The sequence below is a fragment of the Sphingomonas sp. BAUL-RG-20F-R05-02 genome, assembly GCF_022662305.1.
In the GTDB taxonomy this organism is placed as follows: domain Bacteria; phylum Pseudomonadota; class Alphaproteobacteria; order Sphingomonadales; family Sphingomonadaceae; genus Sphingomonas.
Map to the genome: position 1 here is coordinate 255,504 of NZ_JAKNQH010000001.1, position 23,355 is coordinate 278,858.

General features: G+C 64.6%; 16 protein-coding genes. 7 read left to right on the top strand and 9 right to left on the bottom strand.

Features of this window, described 5'->3' with window-relative positions; translation table 11 throughout:
* Positions 1–22 precede the first annotated feature (22 nt).
* Both L8F97_RS01190 and L8F97_RS01195 read right to left on the bottom strand, forming a co-directional pair.
* Positions 23–3,157, bottom strand: a complete 3,135-nt coding sequence (locus tag L8F97_RS01190; protein ID WP_242146172.1) for a TonB-dependent receptor — start codon at positions 3,155–3,157, stop codon at positions 23–25.
* A gap of 416 nt (positions 3,158–3,573) precedes the next feature.
* The gene (locus tag L8F97_RS01195) at positions 3,574–3,999 is read right to left on the bottom strand and encodes a MerR family transcriptional regulator (protein WP_242146173.1); all 426 of its coding nucleotides are present in this window, start codon (positions 3,997–3,999) and stop codon (positions 3,574–3,576) included.
* 186 nt (positions 4,000–4,185) lie between these two features.
* Between L8F97_RS01195 and L8F97_RS01200 the strand changes: the two genes are divergently transcribed.
* Positions 4,186–5,193: an alpha/beta fold hydrolase gene (locus L8F97_RS01200; RefSeq protein ID WP_242146174.1), complete on the top strand. Its 1,008-nt coding sequence runs from the start codon at positions 4,186–4,188 to the stop codon at positions 5,191–5,193.
* Positions 5,194–5,305: 112 nt separating this feature from the next.
* Here the strand turns inward: L8F97_RS01200 and L8F97_RS01205 are convergent, their stop codons facing one another.
* Positions 5,306–6,151 (bottom strand): transglutaminase-like domain-containing protein, encoded by an 846-nt coding sequence (locus L8F97_RS01205; protein WP_242146175.1) that lies wholly within the window; start codon positions 6,149–6,151, stop codon positions 5,306–5,308.
* A 163-nt stretch (positions 6,152–6,314) separates the two neighbouring features.
* Between L8F97_RS01205 and L8F97_RS01210 the strand changes: the two genes are divergently transcribed.
* The 3 genes from L8F97_RS01210 to pip all read left to right on the top strand — a co-directional run bounded on the left by L8F97_RS01210 (position 6,315) and on the right by pip (position 9,461).
* Positions 6,315–7,694 (top strand): glycoside hydrolase family 47 protein, encoded by a 1,380-nt coding sequence (locus L8F97_RS01210; protein ID WP_242146176.1) that lies wholly within the window; start codon positions 6,315–6,317, stop codon positions 7,692–7,694.
* A 44-nt stretch (positions 7,695–7,738) separates the two neighbouring features.
* Positions 7,739–8,200, top strand: coding sequence for a hypothetical protein (locus L8F97_RS01215; protein WP_242146177.1), 462 nt, complete (start codon positions 7,739–7,741; stop codon positions 8,198–8,200).
* A 112-nt stretch (positions 8,201–8,312) separates the two neighbouring features.
* Positions 8,313–9,461: a prolyl aminopeptidase gene (gene pip, locus L8F97_RS01220; protein ID WP_242146178.1), complete on the top strand. Its 1,149-nt coding sequence runs from the start codon at positions 8,313–8,315 to the stop codon at positions 9,459–9,461.
* 67 nt (positions 9,462–9,528) lie between these two features.
* Here pip and L8F97_RS01225 read toward each other — a convergent pair whose 3' ends face one another.
* Positions 9,529–12,195, bottom strand: coding sequence for a M1 family metallopeptidase (locus L8F97_RS01225; protein WP_242146179.1), 2,667 nt, complete (start codon positions 12,193–12,195; stop codon positions 9,529–9,531).
* A 187-nt stretch (positions 12,196–12,382) separates the two neighbouring features.
* Between L8F97_RS01225 and L8F97_RS01230 the strand changes: the two genes are divergently transcribed.
* Positions 12,383–14,179 (top strand): thiamine pyrophosphate-requiring protein, encoded by a 1,797-nt coding sequence (locus tag L8F97_RS01230; protein WP_242146180.1) that lies wholly within the window; start codon positions 12,383–12,385, stop codon positions 14,177–14,179.
* A gap of 109 nt (positions 14,180–14,288) precedes the next feature.
* On the opposite strand, the gene L8F97_RS01235 is transcribed toward L8F97_RS01230, so the two are convergent.
* The 4 genes from L8F97_RS01235 to L8F97_RS01250 all read right to left on the bottom strand — a co-directional run bounded on the left by L8F97_RS01235 (position 14,289) and on the right by L8F97_RS01250 (position 19,071).
* Positions 14,289–14,531 carry a DUF6894 family protein gene (locus L8F97_RS01235; RefSeq protein WP_242146181.1) on the bottom strand — a complete coding sequence of 81 codons (243 nt, stop codon included), beginning with the start codon at positions 14,529–14,531 and terminating at the stop codon, positions 14,289–14,291.
* A gap of 89 nt (positions 14,532–14,620) precedes the next feature.
* Complete coding sequence (locus L8F97_RS01240) at positions 14,621–15,349, bottom strand: Crp/Fnr family transcriptional regulator (protein WP_242146182.1); 729 nt, start codon at positions 15,347–15,349, stop codon at positions 14,621–14,623.
* A 105-nt stretch (positions 15,350–15,454) separates the two neighbouring features.
* The gene (locus L8F97_RS01245) at positions 15,455–15,997 is read right to left on the bottom strand and encodes a DUF1003 domain-containing protein (protein WP_242146183.1); all 543 of its coding nucleotides are present in this window, start codon (positions 15,995–15,997) and stop codon (positions 15,455–15,457) included.
* 158 nt (positions 15,998–16,155) lie between these two features.
* A complete protein-coding gene (locus tag L8F97_RS01250) occupies positions 16,156–19,071 on the bottom strand; it encodes a TonB-dependent receptor (RefSeq protein ID WP_242146184.1) in 2,916 nt (971 codons plus the stop codon).
* A gap of 352 nt (positions 19,072–19,423) precedes the next feature.
* On the opposite strand from L8F97_RS01250, the gene L8F97_RS01255 reads away from it, so the two are divergent.
* Positions 19,424–21,268 (top strand): NPCBM/NEW2 domain-containing protein, encoded by a 1,845-nt coding sequence (locus tag L8F97_RS01255; RefSeq protein WP_242146185.1) that lies wholly within the window; start codon positions 19,424–19,426, stop codon positions 21,266–21,268.
* 74 nt (positions 21,269–21,342) lie between these two features.
* Positions 21,343–22,155 carry a transcriptional repressor AgaR gene (gene agaR / locus L8F97_RS01260; protein ID WP_242146186.1) on the top strand — a complete coding sequence of 271 codons (813 nt, stop codon included), beginning with the start codon at positions 21,343–21,345 and terminating at the stop codon, positions 22,153–22,155.
* Positions 22,156–22,208: 53 nt separating this feature from the next.
* Here the strand turns inward: agaR and L8F97_RS01265 are convergent, their stop codons facing one another.
* The gene (locus L8F97_RS01265) at positions 22,209–23,312 is read right to left on the bottom strand and encodes an amidohydrolase family protein (protein WP_242146187.1); all 1,104 of its coding nucleotides are present in this window, start codon (positions 23,310–23,312) and stop codon (positions 22,209–22,211) included.
* Positions 23,313–23,355: the final 43 nt, after the last annotated feature.

Below are 23,355 nucleotides of genomic sequence, written 5' to 3' on the forward strand. Positions count from 1 at the left end.
CAACCGGGGAGGGGGGCCGGGCCTAGAACGTTCCGCGCAGACCAATGAGCAACTGGCGCCCGGGCTTGTACTGCGTGAACGTGTCGTTGGTGAACTGGAAGTAGGACTTCAACGTCGCGTTGGTGAAGTTCGACAGATTGATGGTCAACTGCGGCGCGTGTGGAATGTTGAAGATCTTGTCCAGATCGAATGCGGACGAGAAGTCGTAGCTCGTGTAGTCGAAGTTGTAGAGGCCAGCCGCCGGGATGCCGTTCTGCGCCAGACCGCTGCTCTGCGAGCCGCGACGCGACGTGGTGGAAACGCGCAGCATGACGCCGTGCTTCTCGTAATAGCCGGTGATGTTGTAGGTGAACGGCGCGACGCCGAACGCCACCGCTGCGCCCTTGCTGGTCTGGTCGACGATCGTGGCGTTGGCGTTGAAGCCGAAGCCGGTCACACCGATCAGCTTGGTCACGAAATCAAGCGGCTGAACCCACTGGAATTCGAGGCCGTTGATGGTCAGCTTGTCGGGCACGTTGATCTGCGAGGTGATCTGCACCTGCGCCGCGGTCGGACCGCCACGCGAGTTCAGCGCGATCTGCTGCGTCGGGTTCAGCGTATCGTAGGTGATGCCGTACTGTGCGAGATCGGTGAACGGCACCGTCGTGATGTTGGTGGTGGTGAACCCGTTGATCGACTTGCGGAACGCGTTGACGCTGATCACGCCCTCGCGGCCGGTGTAATATTCGAAACCGAGATCGAGGTTGGTCGACAAATACGGTTTCAACGCCGGGTTGCCGATTGACGCCTGATCCGCCGATGGTGCGGGGAACGACACGCCGGGCAGCTGCGCCGAAGGGTCGGGCCGCGTCATGGTGCGCGATCCTGCGACGCGCACCACCGCATGCTCGCCCAGATCATAGGCGAACGTCGCAGCCGGCAGCCAGTTGGTGTAGTGATTGCGGGTGGTCACCGATCCGGTCAGGTTGGGATACCGGCTGCCATCGGGCAACATCACACCGGCGGCGTTGGTGTTGCGTGGGTCGGGCAGCGAGGTCGTGCCGGTGATGAGCTGGATCGTGTCGACGTAGCGTAGGCCGACGTTGAACCGTACCGTGCCTTCGCCGAGTTCCTGCGCGCCGTTCAGGGTGGCGAATGCCGACTTCACGACTTCGCGGATCTGGCCACTCATCGCGCTGGTGTTCGATGCGCCGTTGGCTGGCGCCGTGTCGTGGAACGACTTGTAATTGGTCGCATTGGCAAACGCCGGGAAGTTAACCGTCACGAAGCCGGCCGGACCGGGCGACAGATAGCTCGGGAAGGCGGAATTTGGCACCAGCGAACCGCCGTAGGTCACCGGACCGGTCATGCCTGCGGTCGAACCGGTTCCGTACCCCGGATAGGCTGGATAGCCGGCCGGGGCGGCGCCGGGTGCATTCAGCCCTGCACACGGCGGCTGCGTGTTCGGCGAGGGTACGAAGACGCTGGGATTGTTGCCGCACGCCGCGTTCTGCCAGGCCTGGCTGTTGTCATAGCCCTGGATCATCCGCGAGACGTCGTCGAAAGCGCCGCCGACCTTCAGGTTCAGCTTGGTGCCGCCCCAGGTCAAATCGCCCCGGAAGCCCTTGGTCTTGTTGACGCGGCGCTCATCCTGAAGATTGAGCCGGCTGCCGGCGTACCACCCGAAGTTGTTCGGATCGTTGAGGTCCAGCCCGCTCTGAATCGTCGGTGCGCCGTCACCCGTGTTGGCATAAGTGACGGTGTTGCCGACGCCGAGCGGGGTGGTGGCACCAACGGTCGGGCTCTCGCGGTGGAACGTGGAGCGCGAATAGTTGCCCTGCAGGTTCAGCTTCAGCGTGTCCGAAATTTCCCATGCGCCGCCAGGGTTGACGCTGACTAGCTTCGTGGTTTCGATGTAGGGGCGGAATTCGTCGAAGAATTGTGCGTTGGCAAAGGTGCCGCCGGTCACGCTGCATCCGGCGCTGCAGTCGGTCTTGTCGAACGTCAGGTTGGTGGGGATGATCGCGCTGTTACGGACGATCCACGCCATATCCTCGCGGATCAGGTTGTTGTGCTTATAGCCGTACAGGCCATCGACATAGAAACGCAACGTGTCGGTCGGCCGCCACTCGGCGCTGACAATTGCGTTGATGCGATCGCGCGATCCGCGCTCGTCCGAGGTGCGGCCGAGACGCGGCAGCAGCGCGTTGTCGATCTGCTGGATCGTAGCGCCCGGATTGTGCGCGAGCAGGAATGCCTGGTCGATCGGCGTGCCTGCGACTAAGCCGGCGCCCGCACCGACCGGAACCACCGCCGGGATCGTCCAGTTGCCGCCCCCCGTAGTGTTGCAGCCCGTCGCCGCACCGCATTGCGCCGCAGTAAGCGCGGGGTTGGTATAGCCGATCGTTTCAAAGCCACGCGTGTCGGTGAGCAAGCGCTGGCCCGACACGCCGGCGAGGATGCCGATCGTGTCGTTGTGCCAGCTTCCAATCATCGAGCCGCGCACGCCGATACGATCATCCGGGCTCTGGTTCGAACCTTGAATATTGTAGGCGACATAGGATTTGGAATTGTCGAACGGGCGCGCTGACCGCAGATCGACGTTACCGGCAGCGCCACCTTCGAGAAGGTCGGCGGTGTAGCTCTTGTTGACGGTCAACTTGGTGAACAAGTCGGTCGGGAAGAAGCTCAGATCGACCGAGCGATCGGTGCCCTGCGCGTCGGTCGCACCGGAGGAGGCGACAGCGATGGGCGCGCCGTTCAGCGTGACGTTGGTGAAGTTCGAGCCGAGGCCACGGATGGCGACGTTCACGCCCTCGCCGGTGATGTCACGCGTGATGGTGATGCCGGGGATGCGGTTGAATGATTCCGCGATGTTGGTGTCGGGAAACTTGCCGATATCTTCGGCAAAGATCGAATCGGTAAAGCCGGTCGACTCGCGCTTTGCATTCGTCGATTTCGCAAGGCTCGAGCGATAGCCGGTCACGACGATATCGGGGGCAGTCGCGTCAGCAGCCTGATCCGCTACGGTAGGCAGGTTCGTGGTCTGCGGATCGGTGACCTGCGTCTGCGGAGTAGCGCTTTGAGCGTACACGGCTGAGCTATACAGTCCGGCAAAAGCGGTCGCGCAGCATAGAGCGATACGCTTCTTGTTCTGCCGTGACGAATGCGAGGTCATTCTTCTCTCCCTGGGTCGCCGACGTATTGTCGATCAGTGCGCTGGATACTTGGTACTAAGGTGCGTCTTCGGATAGCGAGCGGGTGAATGCGCCCCCCATGGGAAGGCATTCACCGTGACGCTTTCAATAACTGAGACGGTCAGCCGCTCTGTCTGCTCCGCACGCCCGTTCTGCCCTTTAGTCTGTTAGCGCTACCTACCTAAATCAATCTCGGATTGTCAACCGGCCGGTCAGGCCGATTGCGGTAAAATGCCTTGCCAATAGCCGGATGGTTGTTGGACGTGTTGTCGACACCGTTGATCTGCTCGAGCGGCAAATGAATGGCTTGTGCGCCAAAGCAGCAAACGGAAGCTGGCGCGATCGGGCAAATGTCGTTGTTGAATTGGTAATGCCGGCGGCGAGAAGAACTCAGGTCTCAGGGCGTCTCAAAGGACGTCAGGATCGGACAGGGACCGGCCGAACTGCTGGCGCATTCCGAAGCGAGACGCTTCAGTGAAGCACGGGATTTCTCCAGTTCGTCGATCCTGGCGTCGAGAGCGGCGATCCGTTCGCGGGCAAGCTCGCGCGCTCGCGCCCGGTCATCGGTGGCATCGAGCGCCATCAACTCGCCGATCTGTTCCAGTGTAAACCCCGCAGCCTGTGCTGCGCGGATAAAACGCAAGCGGCGTACGTCCTCGTCGCCGTACCGGCGTATACCCCCGCCAAGCCCCGCAACACCGGAGCGCTCGGGCGTTTGCAGGAGACCGCGCCGCTGATAGTAGCGCACCGTTTCCACGCCGACATCGCCCCGGCGCGCCAGACCGGAAATGGTGAGCGCCTGCACGTCGTGATGCTGTACCATGCGCACACTCTATGATCGGGAGGTTTGCAGTGCCAGTCGAAAGGCGGCCACGTACAGGCGTGCGAACGAACGGCGCCGCGCATCGCTGGCGCGAACGGTTCAGTACGCACGCGGGATCGCGCATGACGTAACTGATGAGAGTGACGCACAGGCGGATCGTTCGGCCCGGTCGTGCGATGTAGCCAGATGGCCAAAATTCGATACATTCTCGCGCCGATCATGTTCGGCCTCGCGCCGTTGCCAGCCACCGCGCAGACACAGCCGCTTGGCGCTGACCTTCAACGTTTCGACTATCCCTATCCGGTGAAATGGTTCGAGAGCCGCTCGCCCGATGTGCCGGTTCGTATGGCGTATCTCGACATTGCACCAACCACCACCGCAAACGGGCGCGTGGCCGTGCTGCTGCACGGCAAGAACTTCTGCGCAGCCACATGGGGCGATACCGCACGCGCCTTGGCAGCGCGGGGCTACCGCGTGATCGCGCCCGATCAGGTGGGCTTCTGCAAGTCATCCAAGCCGGGCGGGTTCCAGTACACCATCGCCGGGCTGGCAACGCTGACAAGGGACCTGCTCGACAGTATCGGTGTGGTACGACCGGTTCTGGTCGGGCATAGCACGGGCGGGTTGATCGCGATGCGCTATGCTCTGCTGTATCCGAAAGAGGTCGCGTCGCTGGTGTTGGTCAATCCCCTCGGGCTTAACGATACGCTGACCGAAGGCGTGCCATATGCACCACTCGGCGCGCTGTTGGCGGAGGAAGCAAAGACGGATGCGGCCTCGATCAAGGCGTATCAGATGCGCAATTACTATCACGGGACATGGCAGACGCGGTACGATCGCTGGGTGATGATGCTCGCCGGCCAATATGCGAGCCCGCATGGCGATACGGTGCGGACCGCGCAGGCACGCCTGTCCGAAATGATCGAGACCCAGCCGGTTGCTGCCGAAATCCCGCGCATTACCGTGCCAACGACACTCATCATCGGTCAGGCAGACAAGACCGCGTTCCGCGCGTCCAGCGCACCTGCGGACAGGCGCGACCAGATCCTTACGGTTCCTCAAGCCGCTGAGATGGCGGTGAAGCGCTTTCCGAATGCCCGATTGATCCGGCTGGCGGGGCTCGGTCATGCGCCACAGGTCGAGGCGCCCGCCCGCTTTCAGGACACTGTGCTGCAGGTCTTGGACACGCGATGAGATTGGGCGGCAGACTACGACCGCACAGCGCGATCGCGTATGCAGCCGGGCAAATTGTCACTGTCACTTACGTGCCGCGCGATGCGATCGGGGCGGCCCGCCGCGCACGGTCCTAAGCCGCCAGGGGCAGCGTACCGCTTTTGGTTGCCGGCTCTTTGATCTCGTCGGTGTGGACGTGAAAGCCAGTCAGCCACGCCGGACCGAACGCGGTGGTGAGCGCCACATCGGCCGCGTCTCGCCCACACGCCATCAGGATGCGCCCGATACGGGGGACCCGGTGCCGGGCGTCGAAACTGTGCCATGCGCCATCAAGATACACCTCGAACCATGCGTGGAAATCCATCGCGATGTCGACTGGTGGGATGCCGATGTCACCAAGGTAGCCGCTGCAATAGCGTGCCGGGATGTTCATGCACCGGCACAGCGCCACCGCAAGATGAGCGAAGTCGCGACACACGCCGACGCGCTCGCCATTGGCTTCCCAGGCGGTGCGGGTCGCACGCGCATATTGATACCCGTAGGTAAGCTGGGCATGGGTATAGTCGACGATCGCCTGCACGCGCGCCCAGCCGGGTTCGATCCCGCCGAACAGGTACCAGGCGGTATCCGAGAGCCGGTCGGTATCGCAATAGCGGCTACCGAGAAGGAATGGCAGCACTTCGGGAGGCAGCAAGTCGGGTGTATGCTGATCGGCCTGTGGCGACTGGCGGTCGGGTTCTCCGCAATCCTCGATGACGAAATCACACGACAGGGTGATCCCGCCGACCGGTACGACCAGCCTCGTGCAGACGTTGCCAAAGCCGTCGATGAAATCCTCCATCGCCACCGGGCGATCAGCAACGATGCGGTGTTCGGTCCTGAGGTCTGCGCGGCGCGAGGGGTGGAGGTTGAGCATCGCGACCATCGGCGTCGGCATGTCGGCAGCGAACGTCAGGTCATATCCGGCTCGGATCAACATCGACTGGGCTCCAGCATCTCGGGCGTTGACGGCGCGGCTCTCTAGCCTGACACACGATACTGTAAAGCATGATAAGCACATTGGTTGCGTTGTACGGAACATTCCGGTCCGAAGTGCGCCCGCGCGCGATCCGTGCGGCAGCGCAAGCGAGGGAGGTGCTTTGATGCGGATGAGCAGACGCGAGATAATGGCGGGGTCGATCGCCGCGAGCGGCATGGTAGCATGCGGCGCGGCGCGCGGCGCGGATGCGATCGACTGGCAAGCGCTGGCGCAGGACGTGAAGGCGCAGATGGCGTGGGCATGGGATCAGTACAAAGCGCACGCCTGGGGTAAGGACGAGATCAAGCCGGTCAGCGGCACGTTCTCCAGCTTTCCGCTCAAGACGCATCATCTCGGGCTCAGCCTGGTCGAGGCGCTCGATACCTTGTGGGTGATGGGGCTCGATAGCCGGTTCGAGGATGGGGTCGCGTGGGTCAAGGCCGATCTCGACTTTGCGGTAGACGGCGAGGTGTCGGTGTTCGAAACCTCGATCCGGCTGATCGGTGGCCTGTTGTCGGCGCATCACGCTTGCGGCGATGCGGTGCTGCTCGCCAAGGCGCGCGATCTCGCCGATCGGCTGCTGCCGGCGTTCGCCACGCCGACCGGTATGCCGTATCGCTTCGTCAACCTGAAGACCGGGGCCGTGCGCGAGCCTGTCACCAGCCCCGCCGATATCGCCACCTATCTGCCCGAATGGGGCACGCTCAGCCGCCTGACCGGCGATCCGCGTTACGCCGCCACGGCCAGGAAAGCGGCGACCGCAGTGTTCGACCGCCGTTCCAGGCTCGACCTTGTCGCGACCCAGATCAACGTCCTCGATGGCGTGTGGCAGTCGCGGCGTGCGACGGTCGGCTCCTATTGCGATAGCTTCTTCGAATATCTGTGGGACGGCTGGCAGCTGTTCGGCGATGCCGAGTGCAAGCGCATGTACGATGTCTGCACCGCCGCCATTCTGAAGCACCAGCAGGTTTGGCGTGACGGCAGCCTGTGGTTCGCCGACGTCGATTTCGAGACGGGGCAGGTCGTCAGCGCGGAACAGGACGAGCTTGCCGCCTTTTACGGCGGCCTGCTCGCACAGGGCGGATCGGCGAGGATCGGCGCCGCTTACGTGGAAAGCTGGGCCAAGGTGCAGGACCGCTACGGTGTCCTGCCGGAAGGGTACGACTATGCGGCGGCACAGCCAACGCAACGCGGCAACGCGCTGCGGCCGGAGCTGGCGGACGCCGCTTTCAATCTGTGGATGCTCGACCGCAACCCGCGCTGGCGCGAGATCGGCCGCACGCACTTCCTCGCCATGAAGCGGTGGAACAGGGCGGCCTATGGCTATACCGATATCGCCGATGTGACTGCGCGACCGATGCTTCAGGCGGATCATTGCCCCGGCTACTGGTGGTCCGAACAGATGAAATATTACTATCTGCTGTTCTCCGACACGCCGCGGTTCGATTACGCAAACAACTATCTGTCGACCGAAGGCAACGTTCTGTTGGGCTTCAGACGGTGACCTGCCATGTCGGCTGATCGTCGTGGTGGCAGGGGTGGCCGCCCGTGCTGAGCCAGTCGCAGCACGCTGCCGCGAATATCGAGGAAGCGCGCAGGTTACGTGCGGACGGCCTGTCGTATCGGCAGATCGGCCGCCGCTTGCAGCTTTCTTCCGCACAGCTCGGCCTTGTCCGCCGATCGTTAAAGCGCGAGAAGGCCGGGCGGACGCGGGTGCGGGCGACGATGCCGCACGCGACTGACCGAGACCTATTGGTCAGCCGTTCGGTACTGCCGGCGGGGCTGCGCCGGTGCCTTATTAACGCAGGCTACCGGACACTCGGCGATCTGGCGGATCGGCTGGACGACGCCGACCTGCCGGGGCTCGAGACCCTGCCGGGTATCGGTCCGCACCGGGCGCGGCTGGTGAAGGCGCTGCTGGACCACTACGAACTGCTCCACGGTACGAGCGATCTTCAGGGTGAAGTCGAGCGGCTGTTTCCCGAGTTGCGCGATGGGCCGGCGGGCTGATGGGCCCCGCTGACAAACTCGTCGCACAATCATCCGGTAAAGTCTGGGCTCCGCTGCGCGCCCGCACCCCGGCTAGCTCCACCGCGAGGGCTGTTTTTGACAGCGGTCAACAATGACCGATACGAGCGATGCCGCACCCGGTCGAGCGGGCGAGACGAGGACCACGGACATGATCGATTTCTCGGCGCTTCAGCACGCCAGCACCGTCGGCGATGCTTGGAAATACCCGCAGCGGCCGGCGAACCGCAGCGGGTATCTTCAGGTCGATCGGGCACCCGACCACCGGCTCTATTGGGAGGAATACGGCAACCCGGCGGGCGAACCGGTGATGTTCCTCCATGGCGGCCCGGGGGGTGCGTGTTCGCCGGTGATGTCGCGCTTTTTCGATCCGCAGCGGTACCGCGTGATCCTGTTCGATCAGCGCGGCTGCGGCAGGAGCGAGCCGACCGTCGCGCAGGCCGGGCCGGACGTCGCGCTGGTTCGCAACACCACCGATCATCTCGTCGACGATATCGACGCGCTTCGCGACGCGCTCGGCATCGCCGGGCCGATGCATGTATTCGGCGGAAGCTGGGGCAGCACGCTCGCGCTGGTCTATGCGATCCGGCATCCGCACAACGTCGCATCGCTGGTGCTGCGCGGCATCTTCATCGGCGCTCGGCAGGACCTCGAGTACATGTACCAGGGCAACGCCGCGACCTTTGCCGAGGCGCCGTTCGCGATGACCGCACCGGGCAGCTATGTCGCCTATCCCGATGAATGGCGCGCGTTCGTCGAGGTCATCCCGCTGCATGCGCGCACCGACATGATGCACGCGTACAAGGCGATCTTCGACGCCGTGCCGACCAGCGACGAGGACCGTGCGCGCCAGCTTCGCGCGGCGCTGGCCTGGTCAGTGTGGGAGGGGACAATCTCGAACATGATCCCGCAGGACGATGATCCCGGCAAATACGGCTATGCCGAATTCGCACTCTCGTTCGCGCAGATCGAGGCGCATTTCTTCGCCAACCACCTGTTCCTCGAACCCGATTACATCCTCGGCAACGTCGGCCGCATCGCGCACCTGCCGATCCACATCGTCCACGGGCGCTTCGATCAGGTCTGTCCGCTGACGCAGGCCTCGCGTCTGATCGAGGCGCTGGCGGATGTGGGGGCGACGCCGGTGACATATGTCAGGACCAACGCCGGTCACAGCGCGATGGAACTGCAAACCGCGCTGGCGCTCACCGCGATCATGGACGGGCTCGCGCCGATCGCGTGACTGGCTCCGTCGCGAGTGGCGCCACCGGGATACCGGGACGCCGCTCGCGAGTCGGGTGATCGTCCGCTTATCCCGCCATCAGCGCGGTGGTCAGCTCGCTGCCACGGGCCTGCTTCAGCACGCCGCAGTCGTGGACTTGCTCGACCGTGCGATCCAGCGACAGGCCGCCGCGCTTGTACTGGTCGACCTTGGGCCGCATCGCCGTCTCAATCATCGCCGCCTTTTCGACCGAGCAAAAGCCGGTGCCCATCGCCGGCAGCGAGGACGCGGTGAAGATGCCGTTGCCCTTCACGAACATGTCGTAATTGCTGACGAGCCAGTCGAACGCGCGATCGCGCGTCGCCGGCTCACTGGTCATGCCGCGCAGCAGGCTGAGCCGGTCGCTCGGGCGCAAGCGCGCATCGTCGAGGTGCGCGATCAGCCAAGTGCCGGTCGCGACATCGCCGGTGCCGCCGAGCGCGCGGATCGCGGCGTCGCGGAACAATGTGTCGTCGCTGGTCGCCGCCTGTGCGAACAGCTTGGCAAGCGCGGTTTCGCCGCCGCTGTCGAGGTACGCGCCGAACGCCGGCTCGTACAAAGACTGATCGAGTGCGGTCTTGTCGCCGCCGAGGTAGCCGGTCGCGGCAGCGGAAAGCTGGCTACGCACGGCCGGGTCCATCGCTTCGCCGCTGAGCAGCGCGACCGTCTCCGTCCGCAATCTCTGCTGGTCCGGGTCTTCGCTCAGATAGGCGCCGGCCTTCGGGCTGAAGCCGAGCCGCGCGAGCGTCGGCGCATAGAGGCTCGCCATCAGCTTGCGATACGCGGGCAGCGCGGCGTCCGGCACCATGCCGTGCGCGCGCAGCTCGGCAAGGCGGTGGCCGCCTGCGGTCGCCGCGCCGGAATACGGGTTCGCCATCATCGCCTTGGCAGCGGCGACGAGCAGCGTCGGAGACACCTCACCCGCGCGATAGCCCGCCCACAGGCTGTCGATCGTCGCCAGCGCCTCGCCCGGCGCGAGCGTCGGCGACGTCGCGATCAGCGCGCGCCAGTCCGGGTCGGCCATCGAGAAGCGATAATAGCCGGTGCCGCCGGCGTTGGGCATGATCGCGCCTGGCCCGGCCGCCGGGATGGTCGCGGATGCGCCGGTCAGCAGCGTGCAATTGCGCGCAGTACCGATCCGGTAGCAGAACGGGATCGACCAGCGCTCGGGCGCAAGCGTGCTGCCGAGCATCGCGTAGCGCGACTGTTGCAGCGTGAGCGCGCCGTCGGCACCGCGTGCGACATGAACGACAGGTACGCCCTGCTGGTCGACGAAGCTTTTCATCGCGGTCAGCACGCGCGGATCGTGCGCGGCTTCCGCCAGCGAAGCGAAGAACTGTTCGGTCGAGGCGTTGCCGTAGGCGTGGCGGTTCAGGTGCAACCGCACGCCCGCCTTGAACTTCTCGTCGCCAAGATAGGAGGCGATCATCCCGACGACCTGGCCACCCTTGCCATAGGTCACCGCGTCAAACGCGCTGTCGATCTCGCCACTGTTGACGATCGGCTGATGGATCGGACGGCCGGCCTTCAGCGCGTCGATGGTCATTGCGCGGAACGCTTCGTCGATCGCGCCGACGCCGATCTTGAGATCGGGCCGCCATTCGTTGCCGATGCGGTAGCCCATCCAGTTGGCGAAGCTTTCGTTCAGCCAGATGTCGTCCCACCAGGCGGGGGTGACGAGATCGCCGAACCACTGATGCGCGAGTTCGTGCGCGACGACCATGCCGAACGCCTGCTTCTGGCGGGTCGAAGCGCCCTTGTTCAGGAACAAGAGGCTGTCGCCGTAGGTGTCGGCGCCGGCGTTCTCCATCGCGCCGGGCATCACCGGCGAGCCGATCTGGTCGAGCTTGGGGAACGGGAAGGGGCGCCCGAAATACCGTTCCAGCAGGCCGACGATCGGCCCGGTGTTCTGGAGCGCGAAGTCCATCTGGTCCTTGTTGGGCTGCGTGCCGATCACGCGCACGGCCATGGGCGTGGCGCGCTCCGGCGTCGGCGCGGCGGTTCCGCTCACGCTCGCGAACGGGCCGACGCCGAACGCGACGAGGTACGTCGGCAGCGGCTTGGTCGGGGCGAAGCGATGCGTCACCATCGCGGCAGTTCCCCCGGCGGCAGACGGCGTGCTGCCGGTTTCCGGCGCGTTGCTGTAGACGGTCAGGCCGGGGCGGGTGGTCAGCGACACGGTGAACGGCGTCTTGTAGCCGGGCTGGTCGAAGCTTGGATAGGCGGCGCGCGCATCGGTCGACTCGAACTGGGTCCAGGCATACCATTGGTCGCCGACCTTGACGTGATACAGGCCGGCGGGACCGGCACCGAACGGTGCGTCATAATCGAACACCAACGTCGCCTTGCCGGCCGGAAGCGGCTTGGCGAAGTCCACCCGCGCCACGCCGAGCGGATCGACCTGTGTGTACGTGGCGGTCGTCTGCACCGCGCCGCCGCGCGCCTTGACGCTGGCGACGTGAAGCTCGCGGCCATGCAGGTACAGGCTGCTGGTCGGCGCCTTCAGCGTCACGTCGATCTCGACATGGCCTGAGAAGCGATCCTGGTCGGGCTGCACCACTAGGTCGAGCCGATAGGCGCTCGGCGTGGCGGCATCGGGCAGGATGCCCTCCGGCACCGCTTGCGTCGGTGCGGCGAGCGCGATGGCCGACGGCATGGACAGGGAGATCGCCGCAAGCGCGACGGTTCGCATCAAGGTTTTTGCAAGGTGGTTCATCGGCCACTGGATATGAGCGCGCCGGGTGCCGCGCAAGTCATGTCGGCTAAGGAATCGCGTGCCTCGGGCGCCTCGTCCGGCGGCTTGGAACGCCCGACGGCACGCAGGGTTGTAGTGGCAGCGCCCGGTACCTGAGACCGGCCAGCCTTCCACCACCGTCCAAATTGCAGCACGCCAGGAAAACCACATGACCGAGATGACCAGCGACTTCTTCGTGCAACGGCTGAAGGATTGGGGCGTGACCCGGATCTTCGGCTATTCCGGCGACGGCATCAACGGTGTGCTGGGCGCGCTCCAACGCGCCGAGAAGGCGGGTGAGGGGATCGACTTCATCCAGGTCCGGCACGAGGAGATGGCGGCGTTCATGGCCACCGCGCATGCCAAGTTCACCGGCGAACTCGGCGTCTGCCTGTCGACCGGCGGCCCCGGCGCGACCCACCTCATCACCGGGCTGTACGACGCCAAGAGCGATCACGTGCCGGTCCTCGCGATCGCCGGCCAGGCGGAAGCTTCGGTGCGCGGCGCGAGCTACCAGCAGGAACTGAACCTCGATCGCATGTTCGCCGATGTCGCCAACTTCGTGCAGGAGGCGAGCGTCCCCGCGCAGGTCCGCCACATGGTCGACCGGGGCTTGCGGATCGCGAAGGCGCGCAATGGCGTGACCGTGCTGATCCTGCCCAAGGATGTGCAGGACCTGCCATGGGAAGAGCCGAAGCAGGCGCACGGCTTCACCCGCTCGGGCACCGGCTACACCGCGCCGCGCGTCGTGCCGTATCCCGCCGACCTGCAACGCGCCGCCGATATCCTCAACGCCGGCAAGAAGGTGGCGATCCTGATCGGCGCGGGCGCGCGCGAGGCGGCGGATGCGGTGGTGCAGGTGGCGGAAACGCTCGGCGCGGGCGTGGCGAAGGCGCTGCTCGGCAAGGACGTGCTGCCCGACGATCTGCCGTTCGTGACCGGTGCGATCGGGCTGCTCGGCACCAAGCCGTCGTCCGACATGATGGCGGATTGCGACACATTGCTGATGATCGGCACCGGCTTCCCGTGGTCGGAGTTCCTGCCCAAGGACGGCGCGGTGCAGGCGGTGCAGATCGATATCGACCCCGCGATGCTCGGCCTGCGCTACCCGGTCGACGTCAACCTCCACGGCGATGCTCTGGAAACGCTGGAGGCGCTGCTGCCGTTGCTGGAGCGTAAGACGGATCGCGACTGGCAGGACGGCATCGCCGCCGGCGTGCGCGACTGGTGGAAGACGCTGGAGGCGCGGGCGATGGCGGACGCCAATCCGGTCAACCCGCAGCGCGTCGTCTGGGAAATGTCGCCGCTGCTGCCTGCCGACGCGATCGTCACGTCGGATTCGGGTTCGTGCGCCAACTGGTATGCGCGGGATTATGCGGTCAAGAAGGGCCAGCGCGGCTCGCTGTCCGGCGGGCTCGCCTCGATGGGGGCGGCGGTGCCCTACGCGATCGCCGCCAAGTTCGCGCATTCGACGCGCCCGGTCGTCGCGCTGGTCGGCGATGGCGCGATGCAGATGAACAACATGGCCGAACTCATCACCGTGCAGAAATACTGGCAGCGCTGGGCCGATCCGCGCTTCGTCGTGTGCGTGTTCAACAATCAGGACCTCAACGAGGTGACGTGGGAACAGCGCGTGATGGAGGGCAACCCGCGCTTCGCGACCACGCAGGATCTGCCCGACGTGCCTTATGCGAAGTTCGCGGAATCGATCGGGCTGCGGGGTATCTACGTCGACACGCCCGAGGCGCTTGCGGACGCATGGGCGCAGGCGCTGGCGTCCGATCGGCCGGTCGTGCTCGAGGTGAAGACCGATCCGGAGGTCGCGCCGTTCCCGCCGCATCTCACATTCGAGCAGGCCAAGACCTTCATGTCCTCGATCATGAAGGGCGACGAGGGCGCGGTGCACGTAATGGCGGAAACCGCACGGCAACTCGTGCGCGAGGTGCTGCCCGGCAAAGGACGGTGAGGGCTAACAGGGGGGGGGGGGCACGGCGGACGGCTCATCCGACGGATCGGCACCGCGTCATCGATCGGGTGCCGCCCGTATCCCTAGCCATTTGGCCCCTGCCAAAATGCTATAGGCCGCTGACGTTCAGCGCGTCGCGGAAGTACACTTCGGCGACCTGATGACCGTCTTTATCCAGCACGACGATCTTGCAGGACAGGCACAACGCGCCGCTCTTTACCTCGCCGGCCATCACGTCGCGTGCGGCGATCATCGCGTTCGCCGCAGCGGCGCTGGCGTCCGGAAGATCGACGCCCTCGAGGTCTTCCGTCACCACCCCGCATTCGTGGAGATTCATGTAATAGCGAGCCATTCTCATCTCTCAGCCGATTATGCCGTGTCTACGGACGTGAAATTTAGCCCCGGCCTTGCGCCGGGAACGCTTTCCTCGAGAAGACCCGTTCAAGCTGCGATGTGCAGATAAGCAGGTGAAAAGTCGGCGATCCGCTTCATTCTCGGCCAATCGGCGATCCGGATCTGCCGGCCCTCGCGCTCGATCACGCCTTCCTCGCGTAATTCACGCAACATGCGGTTGACGTGCACGGCCGTCAGCCCGGTTGCGTCGGCGATATCCTCCTGCGTCATCGGCAACGAGAAATGTGCGGGTGATCCGATGCCGGCGGCCTCCGCCCGCGCGGCGAACTCGCACAGCATGTGGGCGATGCGGGTCTTCGCGCTGCGCCGCCCGACGTTGAGCACCCACTCGCGGAACACCGATGCTTCGACCAGACAGTCCCTCCACAAGGCACGGGCGATTTCCGGCCGATGGTCGGTCAATTGGCGCATCGCGTCCATCGGCACGAACGCCAGCGTCGCGTCGGTGATCGTCTGCACGTTGTGGTCGGCACGATTGAACAGCAGGTGCTGAACATCGAGGATATCGCCGGGGATATGGAACGAGACGATCTGCCGGCCACCGTCGTTTGCCAATTTGTGACGGCAGGCAAACCCTTCGACCAGGACACAGCATTCCGAGATTATCTGACCCTCTGTCACGATCGAGGTCCGCGCCCGGACCAACTGCAAACGAAGCGGTAGCGCCTGTATCGCAGCGACCTCCTCTGCTGTCAGCATATTGAGCGCATTCAGTTTCGAAACGAACTTGTCCAGATGTGCCGCAGAGTTCGACATCCGCATCTCCCAGGGGTCCGCGTTCAAACGGACATACCGCCGGATGGTTTCGCGGTCTGATCTGTATCGATATGCTGGTGCTTCCGGGTCTATGCCGCAGCGAGATCAGTCGCGCGGCGTGTCGTGCTCCAACCCGTCCAGGACCGCTTCGGGCGAAACGTCCTGCTTTATCTCGTCGACTTCCGCATCGGGCAGCACGTTGACTTCCATCTTGCGCGCGATCGCATCGACCAGCGTGACGAGACGGGTCAGCTCATGTTCGGCAAGCAGGTTGATCTGAAGGTCCAGATCGGCCTGCTTGGCGGCTGCGCCCATCATGCGGTTCTGGCTGATGAGGACGAAGGTGGAAAGGAAGATCGCCTCGACGCTGGCCTCCATCGCCAGCACCACGAAACTTGGGTCGAACGGCCGCACCCCCGGTACCGTGCCGAGGTTGACCGCGATCCATGCGCCATAGGCAAGCGCATGGATGATGACGAACGTCATGCTGCCCGCGAACCGCGTGATCGCATCCGAAACCCGCTCGGACACCGTGGCGTGGCGCTCCTCGTTCGCGCGCCGTTCTTCCATGCGATGCATGTTGCGTTCCAGCACGGAGGTGAGGCCTGCTGGCGCCGGTGGTGAATGGGTGAGCGACGCGTCTGACACGGGCTGAAGTCCTTGCGAATGGCGGCGCAGGCGCCGTCCTGGGCTTTAACCCATCTCGCAAGGCAACGTTGCCATGGCGTCGCAATAGCCGTGAAGATCGTTGCCGCCCGCCCGCATGGGGATGCGCGGGCGGGCGGGGCTGGGGAGGGGCAGACGGATCAGAGGCGCGCGCGCACGCCGAAGAAGAACGCGCGACCGGTGTATTCGTAGAAGGCCGGTACGTTATTATAGGTCGAATAGCGTTGCGTCGCGCTGTCGAGCAGGTTGGAGCCCTGCACGTACACGGTCAGCTGCGGCAGGATGTCGTACGAAATGCTGCCCGCCAGTTCGTGATACGGCCGCTGCTTGATCGCCAGCGTGTTGATGTAGCTGTATTGCGACGAAGTGAAGCTCGACTGATACTGGTACGACACCGATGCGTTGATGCCGTGCTTTTCGTAGAAGATCTTGGCGTTGGCCGAGAAGGGCACCGCATCCTGCAAGTCGGTGGTCGGGAACCCCTCGCTCTTGGCGCGTGACCGGTTGTAGGTGGCGTTGGCCTGGAAGCCCAATCCGTTCTCCAGGAAATACTGGGCGCCCGCCTCGATACCGTACACGGTCGCGCTGTCGCCGTTGACATAGGTCAGCTCGGTGAACGGGAAGTTCGCCGGGGCACCCGCCACCTGGTTGGTCGGCGTCAGCGTGAACGGCACCGCGCGCGTCGTCACGAAATTGGTGAGGTGCTTGTAGAAGCCGGCCAGCGTCAGCGCGATGCTGCGGTTCGGATAATATTCGAGCGAGATGTCCGCCTGATCCGCCGATACCGGCTTCAGGTTCGGGTTGCCCGCATCGGTGACCACCGGCGTATTAGACTGCGCCGCCGAATAATCCTTGGCGGAGGACAACTGCCCGAAGGTCGGCCGCGAGATCGCCTGCGACGCGGCGAGACGGACGCGGAAGCCATGCGCGATATCGTAGGAGAAGTTCGCCGAAGGGAGCAGCCGCTGGTAGCTGCCGCCGCCGGTGATCGGCGCGATCGGGTTGAACACCACGTTGGCGGTGCCGACGCCGACCACCTGATAGCTGCGCACGGTGGTGCCGTAGCCCAGCGAGTTCACCGTGGTGTTGACGTAGCGCAGGCCGAAGTCGCCCTTCCACCGGTCACCGCCGACGTTGATCTGCGCATAGGCGTTCCACGTCTTTTCGGTGATCGCATAGGATGCGAGCTGATCCGGCACGACCTGCTGCGTGGCATAGCCGGTCGGATAGGGCTGGCCGGTGTTGGGATTGATGACGTTCGGGTTGTTCTCCGCCTTCTGTAGCGACGACAGATAGGTGTTGATGTCGAACGCCGGGATCGACCGTGGGAAATTACCCGTCACGTTGGGCAGGATGTTGGTGAACTCGGGCGGCTGCACCACGTTCGCGCCGATCTGCGAGAAGGCGAACGGATAGCCGCCGAAATTGTTGGCGGTGGTGTACTGGTTGTCGATCACATCGACGGTCTTCTTGCGGTCGCTATACGCGCCACCGAATGCGATCGAGCGGAGCAGGCCGTTGTCCGCGTCGTACAGCAGGTCGAGTTTGGCGGCGGCGCTACGGTCGGCGATGTTCTGGCCCTGGATGCCGATATAATGCGCGCGCAGGTCGTCGTTGCCGGCCTGGTCGAGCGTGCGGTTGGTGACGGTGCCATCGGCATTGGGAATGGTGAGGATCAGATCGGGCAGGCCGTTGCTGCGCGTCGCCACCTGAGCGCGCGATCCCGGAATGCCCGCAACAACGAAGCGATCCTGCCCGCCGGTGTTGTTGGTGGCCTTGCCATACGCGACGTCGGCGTTGACGGTCAGGCGGTCGGTCGCCTTCCAGTCGATATGGCCGCCAAGCTGATAGGTGATCGAGTTGCGCGGCTCGTCGGTGGACAGCACGTCGATCGTCGCATCGTTGACGGTGTAGTTGGTGAGGACCTTGTTCTTGTCGATCTGCACGTTGTTGAGATCGTAGCGGACGTTGCCGTCGTTATCGAACGGGGTTAGCCCGACTGAGACGCGGTGGTTATGCTCGGTATCGGTATAGTTGCTGTAGATGCCGTCGACACGCAGCTCGAAGCGGTCGGATGGCTTCCACTGATATGCGCTCGATCCGCCCCAGCGCTGGCGCTCGCCCAGCACATAGCCGACGCTGTAGAAATACGGCTCGATCACGCCGCCCGCGCCGCCCGGCGCATTGATGACGCTGCGCTGGCCGCCAGGGCTGGTGACGATGTCGTACACGTCGTTGCTGGAATATTCGCCGAGGTTGTCTGTGCGGAACTTGTACTTGTTGTACGTGCCCGAGATCAGGAAGCCCATCGTATCGTTGGCGAAGGTGGTGCTGACCACGCCCGACGCCTTGATGCCACCCTTCTCCGCGAACTGGTTGTACTGGCCCTCCAGCGAACCGGCGGCGTGGAAACCCTTGTGATCGAACGGCCGCGCGGTGCGCAGGTCGATATTGCCGCCGACGCTGCCTTCGAGCTGCGACGCCTGCGCCGCCTTCTGGATCTCCGCGCCGGAAATGACTTCGGAAGGGAGCACGTCGAACGCGAACGAACGGTCGGGGCCGTCGGTCGGCAGCACGCGGCCGTTAAGGGTGGTGAGCGCGAAGTTCTCGCCAAGCCCGCGCACCGTCACGCTGCGGCCCTCGCCGCGCCCGTCACGACCCACCGTCACGCCGGGAATGTTGGAGAGCGCTTCCGCCACGTTGCGGTTGGGGAACTTGCCGAGTTCTTCGGCGGAGATCGCGTCGACGATGGTGGAGGCATCACGCTTGGTATCGATCGAGCGCAGCAAGCTGCCGCGCACGCCGCGTACCACGATGTCGGGTCCGCCCGCGCCTGCCTGCGTTGCGGTGGCGTCGCCGTTGGTGGCGTCGCTCGTGCCACCGGGGCCGGACTGGATGGTGGAGCCGAGGTTGACCTGATCGGTCGGCGCGCCCGCCACCGGGCCTTGCTGCTCGGTCGTCGGCGCAGTCTGCGCGATCGCCTGCGATCCTGCGATCAGCGCCGTGAAGCTGATACCCGTGCAAACCACATTCCGCCACGTTTTCGCGTTGCCCATGTTCCGTCCTCCCATTTCACGATACAACCGCCGGAACTCTAATTCAGACGATCGCTTTGTTGCGCTTTGCTAACGCGCACGAAACAAAGTTGTCAAACGCTTTAAAACGAAACTTGCAAGTTGTTGCTGAACGGTTACAGTGCTGCGTTAACCCGCTTGGTATCGTCGGCGGGGAGCTCGATAAGCGCCTATAGCTTCGTTATGTAGCGCTACCACAAAATCGCTGATAGCATCGTCAACATCGATTCGCGTTCGCGTGCCATCCGTAGCGGGCGCTAGATCGCCGGTCGCCTCCGCACGTAATGCGTTTGCCTTCCAAAATAGCTTCGTAGCCGACAGGAACATCGTGAATATGGCGCATACATTGCCGAGGACGCGACATATTCGCGCCGCGATCACGCTTTCGGTCGCCACCATCACGGCACAACCGGCGCTGGCGCAGGTGGCCCCGCTCGAACCATCGGGCCGCTTCTCCGTCTACCCGAGCAGAGCCGCGCAAACCCCGCCGATGGGCTGGAACCCGTGGAATGCGTTTCGAACCGATGTCGATGAGGCAAAGGTCCGCGCATCGGCGCAGGCGCTGGTCACCACCGGGCTCGCCGCCAAGGGTTACACCTACGTCAACATCGACGACGGCTGGGCGCTGAAGCGCCTGCCGGACGGCCGCCTGCGCATTCGCGACAGCATGTTCCCGTCGAGCAAGACGGGCAGCGATACCGGCTCTTTCCTGCCGTTCACCGGCTTCCTGCACGGCCTCGGTCTGAAGGCAGGTCTATACACCGACATCGGCCGCGACACCTGTGCGCAGCGATGGGACGCCGACAGCTCGAATCTACCGGAAGGAACCGTCGCCGAACGGCAGGTCGGCAGCTTCGGCCATGCCGAGCAGGACATGCGCACCATGTTCGCCGACTGGAAATTCGACTATGTGAAGATCGATGCCTGCGGGGTGGCGGATTACACGCCCGTCGATCCTCCGGTCACGTCCGGCAACTATCAGGCGTTCGCACCGATGATCGTGCGCGGCGACATTCCCAAATCGGATCCGCGCGCGGTCGAGGCGCTCTACGCGACGCTGGGCGAGGCGGCGCACCGCTTCGGCGGGGACGCAGCCACGCTGTCGATCTGCGCCTGGGGCGAGGCGCTGTCGCCGATCTGGGGGCATGTGCGGGGCAATCTGTGGCGCACCAGTCCCGATGTCGAGTTCACGTGGAAAAGCATGCTCGGCAATTTCGACAGCGTGGTCGACGGCGCGCTCTATGCTGGCCCGGGCCATTGGAACGATCCCGATATGCTCGCGGTCGGTCACGGCGATTTCGACGTGCATCACCTGACCGAGGCCCGCAGCCACGTCACGATGTGGGCGATCGCTGCGGCGCCGCTGCTGCTCGGGTTCGATCTGCGGAATGCCCCGCCCGCGCTGCTCGATCTGGTCGGCAATACCGAGATGATCGCGATCGATCAGGACGCCGCTGGCAATCAGGGCGTGCCGTACCGCGACGGTGATGCGATGACGGTGGTGCGGACGCTCTCCGGTACTGGCCAGCGCGCGGTTGCGTTGCTCAATCGCGGCGCGCAGCCGGTGACGGCGCGCGTCACCTGGGCGCAACTCGGCTTCGCGCCCGGCAGCAGCGCCACCGTGCGGGATGTGTGGGCAAAGGCGGACCGCGAGCCTGCCACCGATACGATCACCGCGACGCTGCCCGCGCACGGCTCCGTGCTGTTGCGCGTCGCCGGCAGGCCTGCCGATCCATCCACGACGTTCCTCGACGAGATGCCGGCGCGCGTGAACATCGCCGCCGACGGTCTCACGCCTGAGACTGCGTTGGCGATGGGGAAGTTCCCCGCCCGCATCGCCAATGCGCCGGACGGAACGCCGCTTGTGGCTGCGGGGAAGGCGTTCACGCATGGCATCGGCCTTTTCGCGAACTCCCGGATCGAGCTGCGCGCCGGTGGCGACTTCCGCCGCTTCGTCGCCATTCCGGTGGTGCTCGGGAGCAAGCGGTCGGTACGCTTCCGCGTCTATGCGGATCGCAAGCTGGTGCGGGAGGTTTCGGTCACGCCGGCACAAGCGCCGCAGCCGATTGATGCGAACGTGGCGGGTGCGAACATCGTCGAACTCGTCGCGGTCGCCGCAAGTGGCGGTACGGGCCGGCCGCCGATGATCGGTTGGGGCAATGCAGCCTTGCGCCGCTGAAAGCATTTGCAGCAACGAAGCCGCTTCCCCCGGGAACGACGGCGCGACATAGAGGGACAAGCGGCGCGATGCCGATGGGCGGAAAGACGGACGTGACCAAGGAAGACGGCGGCATGGTCCGCGATACCAGTGAACGGCGGCTGCGCATCAGCACGATGGTGCGCGAACGCGGCAGCGTGCAGGTCGCGCCGCTCGCGCAGCGCTTCGGCGTATCGATGCAGACGATCCGCAAGGACCTGCGATATCTGGAAACGCGCGGCGTGATGGAGCGCTCCTATGGTGGCGCGATCAGCGCCGACGCGGTCAATGTCACTGCCGAGCCGGCGGTCGAGGTCAAGCGCTCCAGCCACGCCGACGAGAAGATGCGGATCGGCAAACTCGCGGCGGCAATGGTGCGTCCCGGCGAATCGATCGTGCTCGATTCCGGCACCACCGCGCTGCAGATCGCGCACTTCCTGCCCGATGACGAGGATATTACCGTCCTCACCAACGATCTCGACATCCTGTCGGTGCTGGCCACGAAGGAGCGGCTCAACATCGTCATGCTGGGCGGTATGTTACGCCGCAAGAACCGGGCGTTCTACGGCGCGCAGACGGTGGCGGCGCTGGAGAACCTGCGCGTCGACAAGCTGTTCCTGGGTGTCGACGGGTTCGACATCGAATGCGGCATCACCACGCATTACGAACCGGAGGCGCTGCTCAACCGCAAGATGGTCGAGGCCGCGCGTGAGGTGATTGCGGTGACGGACGTGTCGAAGTTCGGCCGCGTCTGCCTGCACCGCATCGTCAAGATCGACGATATCCACCACCTCATCGCCGACAAGAATGTCCCGGCGGAGATCCACGCCGCGTCGCAGCGGCTCGGCTTCAAGGTCCACGAGGCGTAAGGGGTCAGCGGCCCTGACCCTGCCGGGCGCGTACGCCCGGCAGGATCGCGCGCTCACCCCTTGAGGTGAAAGAACCGGCGCGCGTTGGTGTAATAGATCTTGTCGATCACCGCGCGCGGCAGCGCGAGCCCCGGCGCGTCGGCCTTGATCGCGGCGATCGGCTGCGACAGCGGCGTGGCGAGATAGCGCCAGTCCGAACGCCACATATCGTCCGCTTCCTTGCTGAAATTGCCGGTGGTCGGCGGGTTCTGCGCGCGCGCCTTGGGGTCGGGCGGGCTGTCGGTCAGGTCGGTGCCATACATCAGCCGGTCCTGATACTTGATGAAGAAGTCGCGCACCTTGGCATGGTTCTGGTTGGACTGGACCTGCACCTGGCTCATCCGCGCGGCGAGATCGACAACCGCATTGGGATAGCTGTCGAGGAACTTGGCGATCCGGTCGACGCTCCACTCCAGGCTCGCCAGATGCGCGCCGTCGAAGGCAAGCTTCGGGTGGCGCGTTACAAACCGGTCGCGCACCGCCATCAACTGCTCGTAGCCCGGCTCCTCGGGGTGCTTGTACATGTAATATTCGGGGTGTTCGCTGAAGTAGGTGCGATCATTGTCGGTGGTCATCTCGTCGAGCGGCAGCCAGCAGTTCTTCGGCTCGGCCTGATGCGCGATCAGCGGCACGCCCTTGGCCTGGATATGCGCCATGATCGGATCGAAGCGCGGATCGTCGAGGAACACGCGCTTGCCCGCGGTATCCTTGGCGATCATGCCGATGTTCTTCCACACCTTCACCGCCACCGCGCCGTGCGCGAAGCCATCGTCGATCTGACGGGTCGCCTGCGCGGTCCAGCCCTTGCCGCCGAACCCGTCCATCGAGAAGGTGGTGGCGAAGTGGAAACGCTTCGGATCGGCGGCGTGCATCTTGTACGCAATCCGCGCCTGCACCGGCAGCGGCGGGAAATCGGGATAGTCGACATTGATCGACAGCAGTTCGAACCCATCTTTACGGGCGATAGCGAGGAAGTCGGGCGCGTCGCGATTGGCGTGGACATGCGCATCAAGCTTGGCGACGTGCGTGAAATCAGCCTCGCTATAGGTGGTCTGCGCCGGCGCGGCGCCGGCAAGCATGATCGCCGCCAGCGGCGTCAACATCGTTGATACACGCATAATTCTCTCCAAACGAAACGTAACGAAATGCATCCTATGTTGC

Excerpts from the sequence above, each read along its gene's own strand:
- L8F97_RS01190 (WP_242146172.1), bottom strand. The coding sequence starts at position 3,157 with ATGACCTCGCATTCGTCACGGCAGAACAAGAAGCGTATCGCTCTATGC.
- L8F97_RS01195 (WP_242146173.1), bottom strand. The coding sequence starts at position 3,999 with ATGGTACAGCATCACGACGTGCAGGCGCTCACCATTTCCGGTCTGGCG.
- L8F97_RS01200 (WP_242146174.1), top strand. The coding sequence starts at position 4,186 with ATGGCCAAAATTCGATACATTCTCGCGCCGATCATGTTCGGCCTCGCG.
- L8F97_RS01205 (WP_242146175.1), bottom strand. The coding sequence starts at position 6,151 with ATGTTGATCCGAGCCGGATATGACCTGACGTTCGCTGCCGACATGCCG.
- L8F97_RS01210 (WP_242146176.1), top strand. The coding sequence starts at position 6,315 with ATGCGGATGAGCAGACGCGAGATAATGGCGGGGTCGATCGCCGCGAGC.
- pip (WP_242146178.1), top strand. The coding sequence starts at position 8,313 with ATGACCGATACGAGCGATGCCGCACCCGGTCGAGCGGGCGAGACGAGG.
- L8F97_RS01225 (WP_242146179.1), bottom strand. The coding sequence starts at position 12,195 with ATGAACCACCTTGCAAAAACCTTGATGCGAACCGTCGCGCTTGCGGCG.
- L8F97_RS01230 (WP_242146180.1), top strand. The coding sequence starts at position 12,383 with ATGACCGAGATGACCAGCGACTTCTTCGTGCAACGGCTGAAGGATTGG.
- L8F97_RS01235 (WP_242146181.1), bottom strand. The coding sequence starts at position 14,531 with ATGGCTCGCTATTACATGAATCTCCACGAATGCGGGGTGGTGACGGAA.
- L8F97_RS01240 (WP_242146182.1), bottom strand. The coding sequence starts at position 15,349 with ATGTCGAACTCTGCGGCACATCTGGACAAGTTCGTTTCGAAACTGAAT.
- L8F97_RS01250 (WP_242146184.1), bottom strand. The coding sequence starts at position 19,071 with ATGGGCAACGCGAAAACGTGGCGGAATGTGGTTTGCACGGGTATCAGC.
- L8F97_RS01255 (WP_242146185.1), top strand. The coding sequence starts at position 19,424 with ATGGCGCATACATTGCCGAGGACGCGACATATTCGCGCCGCGATCACG.
- agaR (WP_242146186.1), top strand. The coding sequence starts at position 21,343 with ATGGGCGGAAAGACGGACGTGACCAAGGAAGACGGCGGCATGGTCCGC.
- L8F97_RS01265 (WP_242146187.1), bottom strand. The coding sequence starts at position 23,312 with ATGCGTGTATCAACGATGTTGACGCCGCTGGCGGCGATCATGCTTGCC.